The organism is Paraburkholderia sp. MM5496-R1 (assembly GCF_050436205.1).
Classification (GTDB): domain Bacteria; phylum Pseudomonadota; class Gammaproteobacteria; order Burkholderiales; family Burkholderiaceae; genus Paraburkholderia; species Paraburkholderia tuberum.
This window is the reverse complement of sequence record NZ_JBNDLT010000003.1, coordinates 2,179,352-2,201,325: the sequence shown is the minus strand read 5'-3', so window position 1 is coordinate 2,201,325 and position 21,974 is coordinate 2,179,352. Positions and strand designations below refer to the sequence as shown.

The following is a 21,974-nucleotide window of genomic DNA, read 5'->3' as shown; positions in this document are numbered from 1 at the left end:
CCGATAAGCGTGAGCACTTGAGTGCGATGAATGCACAGCTCTGGAAAGGAGGTGATCCAGCCGCACCTTCCGATACGGCTACCTTGTTACGACTTCACCCCAGTCATGAATCCTACCGTGGTGACCGTCCTCCTTGCGGTTAGACTAGCCACTTCTGGTAAAACCCACTCCCATGGTGTGACGGGCGGTGTGTACAAGACCCGGGAACGTATTCACCGCGGCATGCTGATCCGCGATTACTAGCGATTCCAGCTTCACGCACCCGAGTTGCAGAGTGCGATCCGGACTACGATCGGTTTTCTGGGATTGGCTCCACCTCGCGGCTTGGCAACCCTCTGTTCCGACCATTGTATGACGTGTGAAGCCCTACCCATAAGGGCCATGAGGACTTGACGTCATCCCCACCTTCCTCCGGTTTGTCACCGGCAGTCTCCCTGGAGTGCTCTTGCGTAGCAACTAGGGACAAGGGTTGCGCTCGTTGCGGGACTTAACCCAACATCTCACGACACGAGCTGACGACAGCCATGCAGCACCTGTGTTACGGCTCCCTTTCGGGCACTCCCGCCTCTCGGCAGGATTCCATACATGTCAAGGGTAGGTAAGGTTTTTCGCGTTGCATCGAATTAATCCACATCATCCACCGCTTGTGCGGGTCCCCGTCAATTCCTTTGAGTTTTAATCTTGCGACCGTACTCCCCAGGCGGTCAACTTCACGCGTTAGCTACGTTACCAAGCCAATGAAGGCCCGACAACCAGTTGACATCGTTTAGGGCGTGGACTACCAGGGTATCTAATCCTGTTTGCTCCCCACGCTTTCGTGCATGAGCGTCAGTATTGGCCCAGGGGGCTGCCTTCGCCATCGGTGTTCCTCCACATCTCTACGCATTTCACTGCTACACGTGGAATTCCACCCCCCTCTGCCATACTCCAGCGCTGCAGTCACCAATGCAGTTCCCAGGTTAAGCCCGGGGATTTCACATCGGTCTTACAGCACCGCCTGCGCACGCTTTACGCCCAGTAATTCCGATTAACGCTCGCACCCTACGTATTACCGCGGCTGCTGGCACGTAGTTAGCCGGTGCTTATTCTTCCGGTACCGTCATCCCTCACGGATATTAGCCACAAGGTTTTCTTTCCGGACAAAAGTGCTTTACAACCCGAAGGCCTTCTTCACACACGCGGCATTGCTGGATCAGGCTTGCGCCCATTGTCCAAAATTCCCCACTGCTGCCTCCCGTAGGAGTCTGGGCCGTGTCTCAGTCCCAGTGTGGCTGGTCGTCCTCTCAGACCAGCTACAGATCGTCGGCTTGGTAGGCCTTTACCCCACCAACTACCTAATCTGCCATCGGCCGCCCCTTGAGCGCGAGGTCCCGAAAGATCCCCCGCTTTCCTCTCCCGAGCGTATGCGGTATTAATCCGGCTTTCGCCGGGCTATCCCCCACTCCAGGACACGTTCCGATGTATTACTCACCCGTTCGCCACTCGCCACCAGACCGAAGTCCGTGCTGCCGTTCGACTTGCATGTGTAAGGCATGCCGCCAGCGTTCAATCTGAGCCAGGATCAAACTCTTCAGTTCAAACCTGTTACTGTGTTCGGGCTCTCTCGAACCCGGTCGCTCACTCAACGTACTGACGATGATTGATCCGTCTTTCGACAGACAAACCTTCCTCTAATACTGTGTGAGGCTTCTGATACTTCTGCCTGACAGCAGACTCCGGAGAATCCGCCGCCGCACCCCGCATCAAGCGCCCACACTTATCGACTGTTAGTTTTTAAAGATCGGTCCGCCAAACCCGCCGCGCCTGAACCACCACTACCCGGCACCGCTTCGTTTGCGTCGCTGCGTCTGCAGCAGAGAAGCGGAATTATGGAGAACTTCCACCGGATCGTCAACAGGTTTTTATCACTCGCCTAACCTGCCCACGCCGCCGAAGCCCACGCCATCAAAGGCTTCCCGCTTCTCCGCACCCCGGCGTCCGGAGCACGAAATTCTAGTCGCCGACATCGGGACTTGCAAGCGATATTTTGACCGCTCGGCGCGCAACCTACCGCGACCCAAAACACCTCGACTCACGCAGTCGCATGCGCGCGCATCACCCGTTCGACCACGGCCAGATAATGGTCGATCCCCGGCGTCGCGCGATCCTTCTCTTTCGCGCGATCGTCCCATCGGCGCAAACGCATCGCGTCTTCGGCGTACGGTTTCTGCATAAACGCCTGCGCCTCTTCCCTGCTGAAGACCCCGCCCTGCAATTGCAAGCTGCGCACCGAGTCGGCGGACAGCTGGCCAAAATAGGTGGCGTCGATCGCGCACAGGCAGCGCTTCGCGTCGACGTGCAGACGAATCGGCTCCAGCACCGCATCCGACAACACCGGCCGCAAAAACGGCAAGGCGAAATACTGATGCAGATCGTCGACACCCCGTTCCGTCGGCGTCTCCCCTTGCAGGTTCAGCAGATGGCCGAGGTCGTGCAAGAACGCCGCGGCGACGAGTTCGTCGCTCGCGCCTTCCGCCTCGGCGAGCGCGCCGCTCTGCAACGCATGCTCGAGCTGCGTCACCGGCTCGCCGCTATACGCGAGGCTGCCGTGTCGCTCGAAGAGCACACGGATATCGTCGAGACTCAATGCCACCTGTTACTCCCAAGGTAATGAAAACGTCTTCAGATTGGTAAAGCTCTTCATCGCTTCCTGAACGCCTTCCTTGTAGCCTAGCCCCGAATCCTTGAGGCCGCCGAACGGCGTCAGCTCGATCCGATAGCCTGGCACTTCCTACATGTTGACGGTGCCCACGCGCAGCTCATTAATGAAACGGGTGATCGCGTCCTGCCGGTTCGTACACACGCCCGACAGCCCGAGCGGTGTTCCGTTGCTGATGCGAATCGCATCGTCGAGCGTGTCGAACGCGATGACCGGCGATACCGGCCCGAAGGTTTCCTCGCGCACGAGTGTCATCGACGGATCGACGTTATCGAGCACGGTCGGCGCATACAACGCGCCGCGGCGCTCGTTGCCGAGGCGCAGGCGCGCGCCTCGAACGAGGCAAAGCGGAACACGTCGGCGACGCGGCCGATCTCGTAGCGCGAGTCCTGCTTCGACAGACCCGACTCGAGCGAAATCAGATCCGACGCCGGTTCGATCCGCTCACGCAGCAGCACCGCCGCGCGCTCGAGAATCTGCGAACGCTCGTAGCGCGACAGCGTCGGCCGATACGCGAGCGCGTAGTCGAACGCGGCGCGCACATCGTCGATGCTGGCGAAGGGCACCGTGCCGACGCGCATGCCGGTATAAGGATCGAACACGTCGAGCGTCCGGGCGCGCGTCGCGCGCTCGCCGCTCAGCCGCAGCGCTTCGGCGCGGAACTCAGGATGGTCCCGCGGCGCCGTGTTCACGATGTCGACACGCGATTGAGCGCGACGTCGAAGATATCGAAATTGCGCAGCCGTTTGCCTTCGCTGCCGGTGGCTGATGGCTGAACGCGCCGGTTGAACAGCAGCGGCACTTCCTGCTCGGAAATCCCGCCGTGCGAGCGCAACGGCACGGTGAGCCCGGACAGGTCGTGCTCGTCGCGCCGCGTGCCGAGCACCACATGCTTCGTGCCGATCACGACCAGATCGCCGATGCGATCCTCAGGCAGCCCGAAGCGCGCACACGCGGCGCGTCGATCGAGCACGACTTCGATTCCCGGCAGGCGGCCGATCCGCGCAATCACGGACGCAGCATCGACCTCGCGCGGCAAATAGACCGTCGCGAACGAACCCAGCGCGCCATGATGCACGACGTACGGATCGGTGATCGGCAGAATCACGCGTGCCGTCGACGCGTCGAGCCAGTCGTCGAGCAAGTCCTGCAGATAGATCACGTTCGGCTCGCCGGTCTGCGGATCGTGCTTCGCGTTCATGCCGTGATCGGCGGTGAGGCCGATCACCCAGCCGAGCGCGTCGAGCTTCGCGAGATAGCCGTCCATCATCGCGTAGAACGCGTTCGCGCCTTCGGTGCCGGGCGCCCATTTGTGCTGGATATAGTCGGTCGTCGACAGATACATGAGGTCGAGCTTGCGTGTCTGCGCGAGCCGCACGCCGGCCGCGAACACGAATTCCGACAACCCCGCGCTATACACGTCGGGCAATGGCAGGCCAACCAGATCGAGCACGTCGTCGATGCCGTTTTCCTCGCGCGTCACCTCGTCGGCTTTCTCCGCCGAAAAGCAGATGCCCTTCAACTGCGAGCCGAGCAGCCCGCGCAGTTTGTCCTTCGCGGTGACGACGGCGACCGCGGCGCCCGCGTCGGCGGCGGCCGCGAGCAGCGTGGGCGCGCGTAGGTAGGCGGGATCGTTCATCATCACCGCCGCCCCCGCGCCGTCGTTCGCGTGGGTGTCCCAGAAGTAGTTGCCGCTGATGCCGTGCACGGACGGCAATACGCCGGTCACGATCGACAGGTTGTTCGGGTTCGTGAACGACGGGATCACGCAGTCGCCGCGAAACGCCGCGCCGCCCTCGAGCATCGAACCGATGAACGGCGCGACGCCGGCCGCGACCGCCGCTTCCAGGTACGCAAACTCGCAGCCGTCGACACAGACAACGACCGTCGGTTGCGAAGGCAGCCGGTAGCTCCGGCCGTTGACTTCGATCGTGCGTTGCTCGGGGTATGTCATCGCGTGGTTTTCCATTGCCGGGGTTGTCATTGCAAAGTCTTCATCGCCGGGTTGTCTGTTCGTGGGGCGAAGCTGCCGCGGCGTTTGCCGGTACGCTTGCCTCGGCTTCATCGCCGCGCCGTCATCGCCCGCGCGAGCCGGCCGCACCCGCGCCTGCCGGGAGGCGCTGCTCGTGCGCCGCATCGCCCGCCGCATGCGCGCGCTGCAACCCGCCCTGCACATGCGCGCGCATCAACTGCGCGGCCTGCTCCGCATCGCGCGACGCGAGCGCTGTCAGAATCGCGCGATGCTCGGCGAGCGAGCGCGCCATCGCGTCGGCCTGCACGACTAGCGCCGCACGCCGAAACAGGCTCAGCTCGCTGACGAGCCTGCGATACGTGTCGTACAACTTCGTGTTGCCCGCCGCCGCGACCAGCGCATCGTGAAACGCGACGTTCGCGCGCGCATACGCATCGTGATCGTGCGACGCGAGCGCCGCGCGCATCGCGTCGACCCAGTCGCGCAGCACCGCGAGCTTGCCCGCATCGATGCTCGACGCGAGCATCCGGCACGCCCCCTCTTCGAGCACCGCGCGCACCGCGTAAATCTCGTCCGCCTCCGCGAGCGACACCGTCCGCACGAACACGCCGCGATTCTTCTCGGTGCGCACCAGACCCGCCTGCTCTAGCGCGCGAAACGCCTCCCGCACCGGCCCGCGCGACACCTGCAATCGCGCCGCCCAGTCGGCTTCGTTGAGCTTGTCGCCCGGCGCCAGCATGCCGCCGACGATATGCCGCTCGATCTCGTCGCGCACCAGCGTCGTCAGCGAATGGCGGCGCAGGACCTCGATCGGATCGACGGACGCAGTGTGCATATATTCGGTCATTTTGGCAACTTTTGCCACATCTACATCGATGCTCACCGGTTCGCGCGCGTGCTTCAGATCAACGAAATCGCTCGCCGATCAGTCGGATAACTCGGCTCAGTCGGGTCAGTCGATCCGGCGCCGCGGAGCGCGCGCCGCGATCAGCAGCAGAGCGACCAGCGAGACCAGCAGCAGAATCAGCGACAGCGCGGAAGCCGGCAGGTAATAGCCGCGTTCCACCTGCCCGACGACGACGATCGGCACCGTCGCGAAGCCTGGCGGATATACGGTCAGCGTCGCGCCGAGTTCGCCGAGCGACAGCGCAAAGCCGAGCGCGAGACTCGCGCGTATCGCCGGCACCAGTTGCGGCAACACCACGCGGCGCAGCACCATCGACGGCGGCGCTCCGAGGCTCGCGGCCGCTTCGCGCAACACGGTCAGCTCCGGGCGCAGCGCGGCGGCCGCGCAGCGGTAGCAGAACGGCAGTACCAGCGCGAGCTGCACGAACACCACGATCGCCGCCGAGCTCGACAGATCGAGCGGCCGTTTGTGATACGCGATCAGCACCGCGAGGCCGAGCACGACGCTCGGCACGCCGTTGGGCATCATCGCGATCGTGTCGATGACGGCGCCGAGGCCGCGCCGGTCGCGTCCTTCGAGCGCGAGCGCGAACCACAAACCGAGGATCGTGCCGAGCACCGCGACGCCCATGCCGACTTCGAGGCTGGTGGTCAGCGCGTCGAAGTCGCTCGAACCGAGGCGCTCGAACCAGCGCATGCTGAAGCCGTCGGGCAGGATCGTGCCGGACCAGTGCGACGCGACGCTCGATAGCGCGACGACCAACACCGGCAGCACGAACAGCCAGAAGCACAGCAGCGCGGCAAAGCCGAGAAACAGACCGCCGAGCAGTCGCACCGCGAGGCTGTGCCGCACCGGCCGGCCCTTCTTGTGCATGACCGGCAGCACGGTCGGATCGAGTTCAACGGCCATGACCGGCTCCTTTCACCTTGCGACGATTGACACGCCGGTACAACGCGTACAACGACAACGACATCAGCAGCATCACGACCGCGCCGGCGGCGGCGGTCGGCAGATCGAGATCGACGGTGGCGGCGCTGTAGATCGCGACCGGCAGCGTGATCAGATGGGCGCTGCCGAGCACCAGCAGAATGCCGAACTCGTTGAGCGTCAGCAGAAAACACAGGATCGTGCCGGCCGCGATGCCCGGCCACGCGAGCGGCAGGATCACCTTGAACGCGACCATCAGGCCGTTCGCACCGAGGCTGCGCGCGGCTTCGATCAGTCGCTGGTCGAGCAGCGCGAACGATGCCAACGTCGGACGCACGACGAACGGCGTATAGAACACGACTTCCGCGAGAATCACGCCGCCGATGCCGAACAGAAAATCGAGCGGCGGCGCCTGCAGATTGAACAGCCGCTGCAGCCCGATGCTGACCGAGCCTTGCGAGCCGTACAGAAAGATCAGCGTGAACGCGACCAGAAACGACGGGAACGCGACGAACAGTTCGAGAAAGCGCGTGACCAGGCGCGCGCCCGGAAACGGCTTGAAGAACAGCAGCGACGCGAGCGCCACGCCGAGCAGCGACGCCAGGCTCGCGCTCGCGAACAGGATGCCGAGCGTGGTGCCGATCACGCCGCGCGTTTCGGGGTTACCGAAGAACGTTACGTACGCGTGGCCAGACAGGCCATGCGCGCCGGTCAGACTCAGCATCACGAGCCGCACCAGCGGATAGATGACGAGCGGTCCGAGCACCACGACTGCAATGAACAGCAGATGCCATTGCGCGAGGCGCTCGCGCCGCTTGACGGCGGCCGCGTGCGCCGCCGCGCTCGCGAGACGGCGCGCGGCGGCGGCTTCGACCTCGGCTTGCGCGGCAAGGTCGAGTGGGTTGGACGTATCAGGGCTTGATAAGGACGACATCGCCAGCCTCGTAACGCAGGGAAACACGCGCGCCCTTCTCCGGCGTCATGCCGAGACCACGCTGCAGCGTGACGAGCACGGGGTCGTTCGGCAGCGCATCGAGCACGACCGATACCGACAAGGCCGCGCCGTACCACTCGACCGACGCGATCGCGCCGTGCAACTGCCCCTCTCCGAGCGGCACGATGCGCAGCGCCTCCGGACGCAGACACGCGACACGTTCGCGCTCGTTGTAGCGCGCGTCGTCCATGCCGAACGCGACCTGCGGCGGCAGCAGATTGGCCGCGCCGAGGTAGCGCGCGACGAAGCCGTCGGCCGGCGAGTCGTACAGCTGCTGCGGCGTGCCGAGCTGCGCGATATGGCCATCGCGCATCAGCAGCGTGCGGTCGGACAGCACGAGCGCGTCGTCCTGATCGTGCGTCACGCACACGATCGTCAGATTCGGCAGGCGTTCATGCAGCGCCTTCAGTTCGGAGCGCACCGACGCGCGCAGATTGGCATCGAGCGCGGACAGCGGTTCGTCGAGCAGCAGCACGTCGGGCTCGATCACGAGCGCGCGGGCGAGCGCCACGCGCTGCTGCATGCCGCCCGACAGTTGCGCGGGCATCACGTGACCGGCATCGCCGAGCTGCACGAGCTTCAGCACCTCGGCGACGCGGCGCGCGACGTCGCGCGCCGGAATACGCCGCGCGCGCAACCCGAACGCGACGTTCTCGAATACCGTCAGATGCGGAAACAGCGCGTAGCTCTGGAACAGCAGTCCGAGGTTGCGCTTGTGCGGCGGCATGTGCGTCAGATCGCGGCCGGCCACCGTCAGCGTGCCAGCCAGACCGTCGGCCTCGATGAAGCCCGCGATGAAGCGCAGCAAGGTCGTCTTGCCGCAGCCGCTGCGCCCGAGCACGGTGAGCAACTCGCCGCGCCGGATGGTCAACGACAGATCGTCGAGCACCGTGCGCGCGCCGAAGCGCACCGTCAGGTGATCGATCTGCACGCCGCCCGGCGCGTCCGAACGCGCGGCGTCGAGCGCATCCAGCGGAGCGCCGGGCGCAGTGGGGTGAGCGAGACTGGCCGTATTCACCGGAGTCGTCCTCCAACAGGATTAATGCTGATGCGGCGCCGCGCATTACGTGCGAAGCGCCGCCTGAATCGACTTACTTCGGCTTGACCACTTCGATCTCTTTGCCCGACGAACCGATCACGTCGCTCTTCCAGCGCGCGGTCCAGTCGGCCTTCTTCGCCATCACGTGGTTCCAGTCGACCGGAATCAGCTTGACGCCGCTGATCGCCTGCTTGACCGCTTCGCCGTTCTTGCCCGCGAGCGGCACGTCGCTGCGACCCGGAATGCCGAAGATGTCCGGCACCTTCGACTGCACTTGCGTCGACATCAGATAGTCGATCAGCTTCTTGCCCTCGGCCTGGTTCGGACCGTTCTTGATCAGCGCGATCGCGTACGGCAGCTGGAACGTGGTCGGCTGACCGCCTGGCGTGGCGGCGAGGAACACCGGTTTCAGCGACAGGCCGCCGTTGGCCGCGTCGTCGAGATCCATCTGCAGATCGCCGTTGGCGACCGCGATCTCGTTACGCGACAGCAGCACGTCGAGATAGCCCGTGCCCTTGGTGTGGAACTTGGCGCTCTGCTCGAGCTTCTTCAGATAGTCGAACGCCTGGTCTTCGCCCATCAGCGACGAGGTCAGGATGATCACCGCCATGCCGTCGCCGGCAGTCGCCGGATTCGAATACGCGACCTTGCCGGTGAAGTCCGGGTGCAGCAGGTCCGCGAACGTCTTCGGCTCGGTTTTCGTGACTTCGGGGTTGATCGCGAACGAGAAGTAGTTGTTCACGAAGGTCGCCCACGCGCCGTTCGGCGCCTTCGCGATGGCCGGCACGTTCTTGTAGTTGGCACTCTGGTACGCCTGCAGCAGGCCGCTCTGGTCGGCCTGCTGAATGAACGGCGGCAGGGTGACGAGCACGTCGGCCTTCGGCTGATCCTTCTCGATGGTCGCGCGATTCACGACTTCGCCGCTACCCGCCGTGACGATATTGACCTTCACGCCCTCCTTCTTTTCGAAAGCCGGCAGCACATCCTTGTACAGATTTTCGAGGCCGTCGGCCGTGTACAGCACGACGGCATCGGCCGCATGAGCCTGCATCGCGGCACCGCCGAACGCGGCCGCGGCGACCAGCGCCGGCAGCAGTTTGCGCGCGAGGCCGGCCGCGGCGTGAAGGGAATTCGTCTTTTTCATATCGCTCTCTCCGAAGCTAAAAACCAGACGGTCGGGATAACCCATACCTGTAGTGATTGAACGGCGGCACGCGCTTGCGTGTTGCCCGCTGCGGTTGCCGCGCCGGTCTGTCGTGGATTGCAGATTGCCGACAACTTTGCCGCTCCTCGCCCAGCCTGACTGACAGCCCCTATCACACCCGCGCTGCCTGCCGCGCCTGAGCGGGCACGGCAAGAATCACAGGTTTCGATGACAAGGCCATGACGATTGCGCCGAATTCCAAAAAAAGACACAAATTGCCAACTCGCGCCAACCGACTGAATTCGTCGCGCCACCCCAAAGCGGACCCCGCGCGCCGATCCCGTGTGGATCGTACATGGCGAAAATGACGATGTATGCACGGTGCGTCGGGAAAATGCGGAGGGGGGTGGCTTGTTTTATTTAGATTTTGGCGGGCGCGGAATCTCGCTCAGCGCGAGCGGCGTACGAACGCGGCGGGAACCGCCCCGCCAGCCCGTCTCAGGCGATCAGAATCTCCGGACCATGCGCGGTGATCGCCGTGCCAAGCGCGCGCTCGGGCGCCAGTTCGGTGACCAGATACCGCGCCGACTCGATCCCGTTGATGCGCACCGGCGTCACGCGTCCGAATTTCGAATGATCGGCGACGACGACCACCATGTCGGCCGCGGCGATCATGCGGCTGCGTACTTCGGCCGCCATGCGGCTGTAGTCGGTGAGATAGCCGTCCGGCGAAATTCCGCCCGCGCCAATGAACGCGAAATCGGCGTGGTACTGCGTGAGCTGCTGAACTGTGTCGAGGCCGAAGGTCGCGTCTTCGATATCGGACAGCTCGCCGCCGAGCAGCGTCACGCGATTGTCGTTGCGTCGGCCGAGCAGCAGCGCGATGCGCCAGTCGTTGGTGTAGACCGTCAGCCGATGCCGGTCGAGCAGCGCCCGCGCGACCGACTGCGTAGTACTGCCCGAATCGATGATCAGCGACGCGCCGTCCGGCACGAACTCGGCCGCGCGCTCGCCGATCGCACGCTTCGCACCGGCGTTCTCGGCTTCGCGCGTATCGAGATCGGGCTCGCGCCGATCGCTCGACAACGCGCCGCCGTGTGTCGTCACGAGCAGGCCGCGGCCGGCCAGCGCGTTGAGGTCGCGACGGATCGTTTCGCGCGATACGTTCAGTTCGCGCACCAGTTCCGCGACCGACAGCGCGCCGTGCTTTGCGACTTGCGCGAGGATGTATTGATGACGTTGTTCTGCGAGCATCTGAGAAGGCCGGAAGCCGGCACGCTTGGGTTTCGCCGTGGTTGAGGAAGGCCGCCGTATTGTATTACGCGTATTGCGCGTCGTCGGTGCTCGCGTGCAGGTGGCGCTCAGGGTGGCGTGGGGGCGCGTTCACGGCGCGCTCGGCTTGCATCGAGCCGCCCTTGCGCGCGAACACGCCAGCCATCGCGCCGACCTGCTAACCTTGACGGCTGGACTCGCCGGCCATGCGGCGAACGCAACGCCGCCGCCCGGCCGAGTCCCGCGCACAACGCCTCGCCCGTCAACCGAACCGCCGATGCCGCCACTGTTTCGCCGTCTACTGCTGCTGTTCCATGCGCTGCGTTACGGCGCGCGCCTGATCTGGCTCGCCGCCCCGCCCGACCACAAGCTGCACTGGATGATCGAACTGATCGGCCGCGTGCATGCGTCGGAGCGCAGCGGCGCGCAGTTGCATGGTCTGCTGCCGGCGCTCGGTCCGCTCGCGAGCCGCTTCGCGCAGACGCTCGCCAGGCGCCCCGAGCTCGCGAGCGGCACGCTGCATGACGCGCTGGACGCCATCGATCACATGGAAGTGCCGCTGTCGCCGGACGACTCCGCGCTGGCTTTGACTCGCGCGTTCGGCCGGCCGCTCGGCGAGCTGTTCAGCGCGGTCGACCTCGTGCCGGTACGCAGCGGCTTCGCCGAGCAGACCCATTTCGCGCGGCTCGCGATGCCGCTCAAAGGTCATCACGAAGTCGCCGTCAAACTCGTGCGCGCGCAGCAGTTGCAACAGATCGGCGATGAACTCGCTTTGTTGCGCTGGGTCGCGCGCTGGCTCGAAAAGCTGTCGCGCGTCGCGCGCCGGCTGCAGTTGCGCGCGCTCGCGCAAACCTTTCACCGACGACATCCTGCGCCGCTTCGACCTGCGCGCCGAAGCCGCGAATCTGAGCCAGACCGGCCACGATTTCGACGGCGACAAGCGCATCGTCGTGCCGGACGTGATCTGGGAGCTGTGCACCGACCACACGCTGACGATGCAGCGCGTCAACACGCTGTCCGCGAGCGACCTGCCCGGTCTGCACGCGCACGGCATCAAGCTGGCGCCGCTCGCCGCGCATATCGTCGAGGTCGTCACCGAGCAGGCATTCGAGCATGGCTTCTTCCACGCGACGCTCGATGCGCGCCGCGTGCGCGTCAGCATCGAGCCGGACACGCTCGGGCGCCTCGTGCTCGCGGAGTTCTCGATCATGGCGACGCTGTCGAGCGACGAGCGCGAATTTTTCGTGCACGGCGCGACCGCGTTGTTCGACCAGGACTACGGGCGGCTCGCCGACATGCATCGCGAGGCCGGCCACGTGCCGGACGACACGCGCGCCGAGCTGCTCGAAGCCGAGCTGCGCACGCGCGCCGAAGCGCACTTCGCGGCGGCGCCCGCGGATCGCTCGGCGAGTTCGCTGTTTCACCATCTGCTGCACGGCGTGCAACCGTTCGACGGCCACGTGCCGGGCGCGCTCGCGACCGCGCAGCGCTCGTTCCAGCAGGCGGAGATGCTCGCGCGGGCGCTGCATCCGGGCATCGATACATGGAACATCGCACGCGGCGTGCTCGCCGATATCGCGCGACGCGATCTCGATCATCGGGGCTGGCTCAAGCGACTGTCACACGAGCTGCCGCATCTCGCGCATATGCTGCCGCGCGTGCCGCAACTGGCGGTGCGCTATCTGCAGCAGCACGATCGCACCGGCACCCCGCAGCAGAACGCGCAATTGCTCGCGGATCTCGCACGCGAATACCGGCGCACGCGCTGGCTGCTGTGGGCATGCGTCGTCTGTGGCGGCGTGCTCGGAGCGGGGATGACGCTGCTCGCGTGGTGACGGTCCCGCGCGCGCCTTGCAGCTTTGAACAAGACGCGGCGATCGTCGCGGGAGTGCTGGCGCTGGCGCTCGGTGAGCATCGCTGGATCGCGTCGCCGACGCTGTGGACATCGCTCGCGTGGGGCATCGTGATGCTGTCCGGCATCAGCGTCACGTTGCTCGTCTGGATGGTCCGGCGCGGCGATGCGGCGCGCGCGACTGCTCTGCTGTTTCTTGCGCCGCCGCTTGCCGCGCTCGAAGGCTATCTGGGGTTCGGCGAAACGCTGCTGCCAGTGCAGATCGCCGGATTTGCGGTCGCGCTGGCTGGCGTGTTGTTGGCGAGGTCGTGAGGGGCGCCGCGCGCCAGTATTGCCACCAAGCGCCCGTCAGTCGGCCGTATCCGCGCGCGCGGGCATTTTCGCTCGCGCAACCGCGCCCGGTGCTGGCGACCACGCCGGCCGACTCTTGCGCTGCGAATCGACCACGACGATAAAACGCCCCGCCCACGGCATGATCTGCCGGTCGCTTTTCAGCACCCACAGCGATTGGCCGGAATCGACGAGCTGCGCATATGCTGCGTCGAGAATCCCGTAGTGATCGAGAAACGTGTTCAGCGATGCGGGAATCCGCACGCAGCCCTTCGAATGACGAATGCCGAGCAGCGGTTCGAGCCGCTCGGGGTCGGTCGCGTGCATCTGGAAGCGCATCTGCGACATGCCGCCCTTGCCCCAGCCGCGTTCACCCAGCGCCCAGCCGAGGTCGAAGATGCGCATATCGCGCCGTCCGTAGCCGCGAATATGGTTTTCGTTCTGCGTGCCCTCGGAGCGGAAATCCATGTTGTCGGGCGTATGTTCGAACACGCCGAGCGGTGTGATGAAGTGGTCGTACTCGCCGGGCCGTCCCGTGGATACCGGCGATGCGCCGATCATCTGCCAGTTGTCGGCGGGCGCCGGGCGGAAGTAAATCAGGAGCGCCTGCACGTTCGCATTGCGATCGACGAGCACCACGTACTCGCCCGACAGATTGCCAAGCTCGTTCTCATTGAGCGCCGTCTCCAGACGGTCGGCGTACGCTCGCTGCGCCGCGACGGGCAGTCTGAGCCGGCGCGTCACGTCCCGCGCGAATACGTCGCGCAGCAGGAATGCGCGGCGCGGATCGACGACGCCAGCCGCGTCGGGCGCGGCGATGGTGGCGGCGTCGATCGTGGGCAACGGCCGGCTCGCGCCATTCCATGCGTTGGCCGGATTGGCCAGATTCACCGTATGCGCCGCTGATGTCGCGGATGCAGGTGACTGAGCGCTACCGGGCGCCGCCGCATGAACCGGCGCCGCCATCGCACCGGCACTCGAGACGATGGCTGCGCAAACCCACGCGCAAATCCTCAGGCGGTTCAATCCAGGCTGGCCAGGCCGATCTGGGTATCTCATCGCGTCTTGGAGCAAACATGATTATTATTGATCGCACGCCGGGTCCCTGCGGCGTTCGGCACGACCGATGTTACTCAGCGAAGCGAGGCGTGTCGATGAAAATACCTTCTAACCTGCGAACTCTTCAAAAATGATCGGCTATTTTTCGACAATCGACATGCCAGCGAAAATGCAATTAATACGCAATTAAATCGGTCATCGGAAAATCAAACCCCAAAAGGCATATACGATTTCGTTCGACGAAAGGTAGACCGAAGACGGCGGCACGTGCCGATACTCACGCCGTTTTTCAATCTGCTTGCAATCTGTTTCAAGCCGCTTCAATCGCTTTTTCTCTCGCGAGGACAACAACGATCATGGCTCAATCCGATCCAGCCGCGCGCCAGGCCCGCATCGCGACTGAAATGCACGTCGCCGCCGAATTCGACGCAAGCCGCGAAATCGAGCGCCGGGTCGATTTTCTGGCGAACTATCTGCGCAACAGCCACCTGAGAACTTATGTGCTCGGCATTAGCGGCGGCGTCGATTCGACTACGGCCGGGCGTCTCGCGCAACTCGCGGTCGAGCGTTTGCGGGCGAACCATTACGACGCGAGTTTCGTCGCCGTCCGTCTGCCTTACGGCAAACAACGCGATGAAGCGGATGCGCTCGATGCATTACGCTTCATTCGCGCCGACGAAAATCTGACTATCGATATCAACCCGCAGCCGATGCGATGCTCGAGTCGCTCGATAAAAGCGGCGTGTCGTTCAAGGACGAATCCCAGCGGGATTTCGTGCACGGCAATATCAAGGCGCGCCAGCGGATGATCGCGCAATACGCGGTGGCTCGCGCGCGCTCGGGCGTCGTGATCGGAACGGACCACGCGGCCGAATCGGTGATGGGCTTTTTCACGAAGTTCGGCGACGGCGGCGCCGACGTGCTGCCGCTCGCCGGGCTCAGCAAGCGCCGCGTGCGTGCGGTCGCGAATACGCTCGGCGCGCCCGACGCGTTGGCGCATAAGGTGCCGACCGCCGACCTCGAGATGCTGCGGCCGCTTCGTCCCGACGAAGACGCATATGGCATCCCATACGACGCGATCGACGATTTTCTCGAAGGCAAGCCGGTCAGCGATACCGTGCGTGACGTGGTCCTGCAGTTTTACAACGCGACGCGTCACAAGCGGGCGCTGCCGTATACGCCGTTCGATTGGCCGGCGTCGCCGGATGGGCAATGATGCGCCCGCGAACGGCGCTCTCAAACGAATAAAGGCGGTGGACATGCGCGCGTCGTCGCGCCTGTCCACCGCCTTCGAAAACAATAGAGCTTACTGCGCCATCCGCGGCGCTTACTGCTCGGGCGGCGGTTCGTCGCTGAACAGATCGGCGCTCGCTTCGAGCGGCTGGCCACCCAGTTGCTTGCCTTGAATCTGCCGCGCGATCACGTCGCCGACATACGGCACACTCGCGTCGAGTTCGATCGTCGCGTAGGCGCCGGGCTTGCCGGCGTCCACCACCTCGACGTGTTTCGCGTAACGGCCGAGTTCGCGCTTCAGAAATTCCCGCACGTCCTGCTCGCTGCACGATTCGGCGATATTGCGCACGGTCAGGTTCATGCGGCCTACCCTCGCCGCGCCTGGCGGTCCGTCCGTCGGTCAGGGCTTGCGATACGCACCGGTCGCAGCGCGGCACGCTGCTTCGTCTGAGTCGCGCCGAGTGCGCGAAGTGCGACGACGCCGGTCGCGCCGGCTAACCCCATAGCGAGCCATGACAAGTAAAAGGCCATCGTTCAAATCTCCTGTGCGAATTGCATCCTGTTGTCAGAATAGCCCGCTTCGACAGCGAACACACTGTGACGCAGCGTCGTAGGCAATGGCGAAACGTCCCCGTCGATGCACTGTACCTGAATCGGTCGCGCCAATCCTGGGAAGACATCGGCTGCCTCAGCACCTTGCATGCCTGGCGAGCCCCGGCCCGGCACGCAGACCTATCGTCGAAGGCAGCGTGCGGGGGACGTGGGCAAAGGCGGACTGATCGCGCCGATCAGTCCGCCGCTTGCACGTTCGCCGCGCTCACCCACCACGCATTCTTACCTTGCGGCAGACGGACCAGCACCGCGGAAGGATCCTCGACGCCGTCATCGGCGATCTGGCATACCGGCAGGCCGTCGGGCAGACGCTTCACTTCGCCGGCGGCCTCGAACAGCGCGATTCGCTGCGCATCCAGCGGGCGCAGTTGCCGATACACGTCGAAGCTGAGCGCCGCGGGCACGTCGCCGCGAATCTCGAGCTCATTGGCGCGCGCGCAATGCGCCGGCGCGACGGCAACCGCGGCGGCGCTGCCGCTCAGGCAACCGCTCAGGCAGCCGATCGTCAGCGCGACGGCGGCGAGACGGGAATGGATCATCGTGTTTCTCCGAAAAAAGTGAGGGGCAGCGAACCGTGGTTCCGCGCGGAATGCGCAAGCGTGCGGACGCGCGGCGCGCTCAACGCTGGCGGGCATGCGCGTCGCGTCGGCTGTCTTCGCTGTCGACGCCATCGTCGTCGCGAGTCGCGAACTCGAGCCGGCTCACGTCGCAGGACGCCTGGCCAAAGCCCGCATACACCGCCGACCAGTTTCCGACGATCACCGCTTGCGCCTGCGCGAGACTCAGCTTGCCTTCGCAGACGCAACGCTTGAGCAGCGCCGCCGCGCGTGCCTTGCGGCGCTCGCCCTGCGGGCCGGACCACGGCAACAGATCGAGATTGGCCGGCGCATCGGGCGATCCGCCGAGCATGACCGGCACACGCCGGTCGAGCGCGAACGCGGCGACGTCATCCGCATCGATGCCGCGTGCGGCAAGCATGCGATCCTTGTGCGCCATCAGTTCGTCGAACGGCGGCGCGACGGTTTCCGCATAACCGGGGCGGCAAATCGTCTGGCCGATCGACTGCTGGGTCACGCGTTCGTCGAGCACGGCGCTCGGTTGCGCGGCGGCATCTCCGATGCGCAGCGCGAGCAGTGCGCCAACGGTGACGAGCAGCGCACGGTGCGTGATGCGCACGCGCGGACAAAGGACGCGCGTGCGTCCGAGCCGCGGCGCGGTGGCCGTGTCATTGCTGCTGGTCGTGTCGCGGGAAAGACCGCGCCGATGGGTGTCTGCGATGCCTGCGTTCATTCGTCGGCGCGCCGGCGGCGGCACGCGGTAGTTCAATTCGCAAGGCAATTAAAACACATTCAATATGGATGAGTACAAAAGCCGGACATGAGGGCGCGGCGTTTGCCGGCTCGCGGCAGCCGCCGCGAGCCAGCGCAGACCAACCCAGCGCGACGTCGCGATGAGTGGGGGCGCCCCGCCGCCTCTACTTCGCCACCCGCGCCTGCAACGCGCGGATCCGCCCGAGCGCCTGCGCGTTCGACACCGTCTCTTCGTACATCTTTGCGAGGTCGGCTTTCAGCGCGGTGCGCGAACCGCCATCGAGATACACCATATGCCCAGATGGATAGAACCGTGCCGACAGGTTCTGCCGCACCTGCTGACTGACCAGCGGCATCTGCTGCAGATCGAGCACGGTCTGATAGAACGGCGTGACGAAATCGAAAAAGCCATTCGCCGACAGCACCTTGAGGTCGGGATTGAGCGCCATCACGGCGGCAAGGTCGCCGGCCGTGTACAGAATGATGTTGCCTGTCGAGTCGAGCCCCTTCTGCGCGCCGGTTGGATCGATATGGCCGAAATCCCAGTACTTGAACGCCTGATCGTTGAGGTCGGTGAACGACGAGTTCGACGTGTACTTCAACTGCTCGTTCAGATAGACGTTCCACATCGTCGTGTAGACGCCGGTGACCGCGGTCATCGTCGGATCGTTGCCGCCGGAGTTCGGGTCGATCTTGCCGGCGATGCCGGTGTCGATCGCCGTTACGCGGCCGTCGTAGGCGCCGAGCGCGAGGCCTTGCGACTTCAGCAACGTGGTCAGGAACAGCGAATTGCCGCGGCTGTCGTAGCCCGCGATGTCGAGGCTCCACGCGAGCAGCGTCGTTTTGTCGATGCCGGTGTATTCGCTGAGTTTTTCGGTGGTCGCGGAATCTGTGGTCGGGAACTTGCGCAGCGCGGCCAGGTAGTCGGTGCGCGCGAACTGCGCGACCTCCTCGGCGAACGCGCCGAGATCGGTCGGCCGCGGCGCGACGCCGAGCTTCTTGTGATACCACGCGTCAGCGGCCGCCGTGGGCAGCGCGCCGACCGGATTGCCCGATTGCGTGTAATCGAGAATCGACGATTGCAGCGTAATGCCGTTCAGATCGACCCCATCCTCGTGCAGCCGGTACGCGAGCACGCAGCTACGCGCCGTGCCGTAGGACTCGCCGAATAGATACTTCGGCGAATTCCAGCGGTTGTTCTTCGTCAGAAAACGCTTGATGAACTGCTTGATCGAATCCGCGTCCTGATCGACGCCCCAGAAGTCGCGATTCTTCTTCGGCGCGATCGCCGCCGAATAGCCGGTGCCGACCGGATTGATGAACACCAGGTCGCTCTTGTCGAGCAGACTGTCCGGATTGTCTTCGAGTGAATAAGGCGCGGGCGGCGTGAACCCCGGCATCGACGTCTTGATGCGGCGCGGCGCGAACGAGCCGAGCAGCACGAATACCGACGACGACCCCGGCCCGCCGTTATAGAAAAACGTGACCGGCCGCGTTTCTTCCTTCTGATGGTCCTGCGTGAACGCGACGTAGAACATCCTCGCCGACGGTTGCGAGCTGCTCGGATCGACAATCACCAGATGGCCCGCGGTCGCCGTGTAGTCGATCTTGTGACCGCCGATCGTCATCGAATGATGCGTGATCGCGGCCGTCTCGACTGTATCGGTAACCGAATCGTCCGGGCCGTTGCCATAGGCGAGCGGGTCGAAGAGCGGCTGGTCGCCGGCCTTGTGCGGCGCGCTCGTGGCGGTGGACGCGCCTGCCGAGGCCGTGGCATGCGTGTTGTGCGGCGAATGCTGGCTACCGGAAGCTGATTCTGTATTCGTCATGATCGCTCCAAGGGTTCGTTTTAATTGCCATGCGTCCTCGTTCTTACGTCTCGTTGTTGTGTTATGCGCTGCGTTGCAGACTATAGTGCGCCCGCCACCTTCCCGCCATTGGGGCTGCCCAGTCCCGTGCAGGCATCCCACCCCTTCGACGCCGCGAAGCTGCCGTTGTTGCCCTGCGTGATGTCGTTGCAGACGCCCGGCGCCTTGTACAGCTTAGCGTTGACGAAGCCGGCCGGCTGTCCCTTCGCCGCGTTGATGCGCGCGATCAGCGCCGCCCACAGCGGCGCGACCGCGCTGGTGCCCCCCACCACCGTTTGCATTCCGTCGACCAGCACGTCGTAGCCGGTCAACGGCGAGGCATCGCCCGCGACATCCGGCACGCCGCGCCCGCCGAGCGGCTGGCCGCCGCCGCCCGTCGCCGTGGCCGACAGACCCTGCTGCCACGCCGGCACCGGAAACGCGCGGCTCACGCCGCCGCCACTGGCCCCACCCTGCTCGCCGTCGTTCCACACGACCTCGCGCGTGATCGCCGAACCGGACGAGTTCAGGTGCGTGCCGCCGCAAGCGAGCACATACGGGCTCGACGCCGGGAAGTCGACCGCGTCGCCGCCGCCCGAGCCGTCGCTCGATCCGCTGTCGCCCGAGGCCGCGCAGATGGTCACGCCGAGCGCCGCCGCCGATTGCAGTACGCTGTTGAGCGCCTGCATCGACTGGCCGGTCCACACTGATTCCGGCGCCCCCCAACTGATCGAGATCACCGACGGCTTGTTAGTTGTGTCGTGCACCGCGCGGCTCACCGCGTCGATGAAGCCGGCGTCGCTGTTCTGCGTGAAGTACACGGCGATGGTCGCGCCCGGCACGATTGCGCCGACGATCTCGATGTCGAGCGTGACCTCGCCGTCCGGCCCGTTCGGATCGCCGCTCGGCTCGTTGCCAGCCTGATCGACGCCGACCGGGGTCACGGTCGGCTCGCTTACGCCGAGGCTCGAGAAATAGGTCTTGAGGTCCGACGTGTTGTAGCCGCCGCCGAGCTCGATGATGCCGACGCACTGACCGCCGCCGTCGCCTTGCGGAAACTGATAGAGCGAGGCGAGCTGCGGCGGCGAGTACGACGTCTGCCCGGCGCGCGCCGGCGCGAACGGCGGCCGGATGCGAAAGTGCGGACGCGCCTGCGGCCGGTTGTCGAGTCCGAGCACCGCCTCCACGACGCCATGCAGATCGTCCGGCACGCTGATCGTGCCGGTGCGGCCACGGAACTGGCCGGCCGCGTGATGCCGGTAGAGCTCGAGCTTGACCTCGAACGCGCTCTGGAATTGCGCGATCGTGCCGCTCAGCAGCACCGAGCGCGCCGCCGGATCCTCGCGCGCGACGGTGAGCCCATGCGCGGCCGCGAACGCGCGGACCTTCGCGATGTCATCGGGCGCGGCGCCGTAGTCCTGGGCGAGCGCCTCGCGCGACAGCGGCTTCACGCTCGCGTCGCCGGCTTCGATGCGTTTCATCAAGGCGTCGAACTGCGCCTGCTGCTGGCGGCGCAGCATCACGAAGACCTCGATCCGCTCGGCGGGATCGCATTGCCCGATGACCGTCGTGCCCTGCGCGACCTTTCGCTCGCTGCCCGGCAATGGATGCTTGGTGACCATGTATCGACTCTCCTGTTAGCGTGGCTTCGCACGCGGTCATGCACGACCGCGCGGCCCGGCGGCGGCCAGGCACGCCACGCGCCTGCATGAAGCGCATCGTGGCGATACGCGGCAGGGGTTGTTCAAGAACTTCGTCCACGCGTCCGACCAAAGCATTCGAACACAGTTCCGGCCAGCGCGACAGTCGTCCGCATGGCCAGGGTCTAATGCGCGGCGTGGATGCGACACGCTATGATGCTGAAGCGGCATTCCCGCCGTTTCATTGCCGCGCGCGCCGCCTGCGCGCACGATCGAGAAATCAGAGGAACCCATGTCAATTTCGATGTATCAAGCATCACTGCCTGTGCTGATTCGCGGCCTCACGAACCTGCAGGCCATCCTGGGCAAGGCCGAAGCGCACGCGGCCGCAAAGCAGATCGAACCGTCGGTGTTCACGAATGCCCGGCTCGCGCCGGACATGCTGCCGTTCGTGCGCCAGGTGTATATCGCGAGCGATACCGCGAAGGGTTGCGCGGCGCGCCTCGCCGGCGTCGAGCCGCCGAAGTTCGACGACGTCGAGCAGACTTTCGATGAACTGGAGGCCCGTATCCAGAAAACGATCGATTACCTGAAGGAATTCAACGCGGCGCAGATCGACGGTTCGGAAAGCCGCACCATCACGCTGAAACTGCGGCCGGGTCCGATCGAGTTCACCGGAGCGTCATATCTGTTCGGTTTCGTGCTGCCGAACTTCTATTTCCACGTGACGACCGCGTATGACATCCTGCGTCATAACGGTGTCGAGCTCGGTAAGCTCGACTATCTGGGCGGGATGCAGCAGTAAACGGAGCAGGCGGGTCGTCGATCGCGCGGCCGCCCTCACGCGTGCAGGCGCGGCTGGAATGCGATCACCGCCATGCCGGCCAGCGTCAGCGCGACGCCTGCCGCGTCCCACAGCGTGGGCCGCACCTCGTCCACGACCCACAGCCACGCAAGCCAGCGCCACGGCAGGTAACAGCCGAGAATCTCGGCGACAGCGGTCACGACATACAGCAGGAAGGTTTGCATCGGTGAGCGTGAGAAGGTGGTTGTGTCGCCGCGCGTGCGCGCGGCCCGCTGCGCTATCGGCTTTATTAACACAATCACCTGGCACCGCGGCCTTTGCATCGGCTGTATG

General features: G+C 65.0%; 16 protein-coding genes, 1 rRNA gene and 4 pseudogenes. 4 read left to right on the top strand and 17 right to left on the bottom strand.

Annotated features, from left to right (window positions below):
• Positions 1-44: 44 nt before the first annotated feature.
• From OKW38_RS36305 to OKW38_RS36260, 10 genes and pseudogenes are all read right to left on the bottom strand, one after another.
• Positions 45-1,577: ribosomal RNA gene (locus OKW38_RS36305) — 16S ribosomal RNA — on the bottom strand.
• 494 nt (positions 1,578-2,071) lie between these two features.
• On the bottom strand, positions 2,072-2,632 hold the full coding sequence (locus OKW38_RS36300) for a phosphonate degradation HD-domain oxygenase (RefSeq protein WP_090806206.1): 561 nt from the start codon (positions 2,630-2,632) through the stop codon (positions 2,072-2,074).
• A gap of 3 nt (positions 2,633-2,635) precedes the next feature.
• A pseudogene (locus tag OKW38_RS36295) lies at positions 2,636-3,390 on the bottom strand (aldehyde dehydrogenase family protein).
• On the bottom strand, positions 3,387-4,667 hold the full coding sequence (phnA, locus tag OKW38_RS36290; RefSeq protein WP_429365572.1) for a phosphonoacetate hydrolase: 1,281 nt from the start codon (positions 4,665-4,667) through the stop codon (positions 3,387-3,389). Before phnA ends, OKW38_RS36295 begins: the two are co-directional and overlap by 4 nt.
• 106 nt (positions 4,668-4,773) lie before the next feature.
• On the bottom strand, positions 4,774-5,517 hold the full coding sequence (locus OKW38_RS36285; RefSeq protein WP_429365293.1) for a phosphonate utilization associated transcriptional regulator: 744 nt from the start codon (positions 5,515-5,517) through the stop codon (positions 4,774-4,776).
• Positions 5,518-5,622: 105 nt separating this feature from the next.
• A complete protein-coding gene (gene phnV / locus OKW38_RS36280; RefSeq protein WP_429365292.1) occupies positions 5,623-6,486 on the bottom strand; it encodes a 2-aminoethylphosphonate ABC transport system, membrane component PhnV in 864 nt (287 codons plus the stop codon).
• A complete protein-coding gene (locus OKW38_RS36275) occupies positions 6,476-7,438 on the bottom strand; it encodes a 2-aminoethylphosphonate ABC transporter permease subunit (RefSeq protein WP_429353930.1) in 963 nt (320 codons plus the stop codon). The genes phnV and OKW38_RS36275 overlap by 11 nt, the downstream gene beginning before the upstream one ends.
• Positions 7,416-8,516: a 2-aminoethylphosphonate ABC transport system ATP-binding subunit PhnT gene (phnT, locus tag OKW38_RS36270; RefSeq protein WP_090806214.1), complete on the bottom strand. Its 1,101-nt coding sequence runs from the start codon at positions 8,514-8,516 to the stop codon at positions 7,416-7,418. Before phnT ends, OKW38_RS36275 begins: the two co-directional genes overlap by 23 nt.
• Before the next feature lie 73 nt (positions 8,517-8,589).
• Positions 8,590-9,681 carry a 2-aminoethylphosphonate ABC transporter substrate-binding protein gene (gene phnS, locus OKW38_RS36265; RefSeq protein WP_429353931.1) on the bottom strand — a complete coding sequence of 364 codons (1,092 nt, stop codon included), beginning with the start codon at positions 9,679-9,681 and terminating at the stop codon, positions 8,590-8,592.
• 498 nt (positions 9,682-10,179) lie between these two features.
• On the bottom strand, positions 10,180-10,935 hold the full coding sequence (locus OKW38_RS36260) for a DeoR/GlpR family DNA-binding transcription regulator (RefSeq protein WP_090806218.1): 756 nt from the start codon (positions 10,933-10,935) through the stop codon (positions 10,180-10,182).
• Positions 10,936-11,230: 295 nt separating this feature from the next.
• Between OKW38_RS36260 and OKW38_RS36255 the strand changes: the two are divergent.
• Together OKW38_RS36255 and OKW38_RS36250 are read left to right on the top strand one after the other, a co-directional pair.
• A pseudogene (locus tag OKW38_RS36255) lies at positions 11,231-12,788 on the top strand (ABC1 kinase family protein).
• Between the two features lie 35 nt (positions 12,789-12,823).
• Positions 12,824-13,117: pseudogene (locus OKW38_RS36250) on the top strand (EamA family transporter); the annotation flags it as partial.
• A 36-nt stretch (positions 13,118-13,153) separates the two neighbouring features.
• On the opposite strand, the gene OKW38_RS36245 reads toward OKW38_RS36250, so the two are convergent.
• Entirely contained in the window at positions 13,154-14,101 is a 948-nt protein-coding gene (locus OKW38_RS36245; RefSeq protein ID WP_429365291.1) for a L,D-transpeptidase, read from the bottom strand.
• 449 nt (positions 14,102-14,550) lie between these two features.
• Between OKW38_RS36245 and nadE the strand changes: the two are divergent.
• A pseudogene (nadE, locus tag OKW38_RS36240) lies at positions 14,551-15,410 on the top strand (ammonia-dependent NAD(+) synthetase).
• 111 nt (positions 15,411-15,521) lie between these two features.
• Here nadE and OKW38_RS36235 read toward each other — a convergent pair.
• From OKW38_RS36235 to OKW38_RS36215, 5 genes are all read right to left on the bottom strand, one after another.
• Complete coding sequence (locus OKW38_RS36235) at positions 15,522-15,788, bottom strand: hypothetical protein (protein ID WP_090806224.1); 267 nt, start codon at positions 15,786-15,788, stop codon at positions 15,522-15,524.
• A 427-nt stretch (positions 15,789-16,215) separates the two neighbouring features.
• Entirely contained in the window at positions 16,216-16,578 is a 363-nt protein-coding gene (locus tag OKW38_RS36230; protein ID WP_429365290.1) for a hypothetical protein, read from the bottom strand.
• A 79-nt stretch (positions 16,579-16,657) separates the two neighbouring features.
• The gene (locus OKW38_RS36225) at positions 16,658-17,329 is read right to left on the bottom strand and encodes a hypothetical protein (protein ID WP_429365289.1); all 672 of its coding nucleotides are present in this window, start codon (positions 17,327-17,329) and stop codon (positions 16,658-16,660) included.
• A gap of 184 nt (positions 17,330-17,513) precedes the next feature.
• Complete coding sequence (locus OKW38_RS36220; protein WP_429365288.1) at positions 17,514-19,178, bottom strand: S10 family peptidase; 1,665 nt, start codon at positions 19,176-19,178, stop codon at positions 17,514-17,516.
• Positions 19,179-19,258: 80 nt separating this feature from the next.
• A complete protein-coding gene (locus OKW38_RS36215; RefSeq protein ID WP_429365287.1) occupies positions 19,259-20,818 on the bottom strand; it encodes a S53 family peptidase in 1,560 nt (519 codons plus the stop codon).
• Positions 20,819-21,128: 310 nt separating this feature from the next.
• On the opposite strand from OKW38_RS36215, the gene OKW38_RS36210 reads away from it, so the two are divergent.
• Positions 21,129-21,641: a DUF1993 domain-containing protein gene (locus OKW38_RS36210; RefSeq protein WP_429365286.1), complete on the top strand. Its 513-nt coding sequence runs from the start codon at positions 21,129-21,131 to the stop codon at positions 21,639-21,641.
• A 35-nt stretch (positions 21,642-21,676) separates the two neighbouring features.
• Here OKW38_RS36210 and OKW38_RS36205 read toward each other — a convergent pair whose 3' ends face one another.
• The gene (locus tag OKW38_RS36205; protein ID WP_429365285.1) at positions 21,677-21,865 is read right to left on the bottom strand and encodes a hypothetical protein; all 189 of its coding nucleotides are present in this window, start codon (positions 21,863-21,865) and stop codon (positions 21,677-21,679) included.
• Positions 21,866-21,974: the final 109 nt, after the last annotated feature.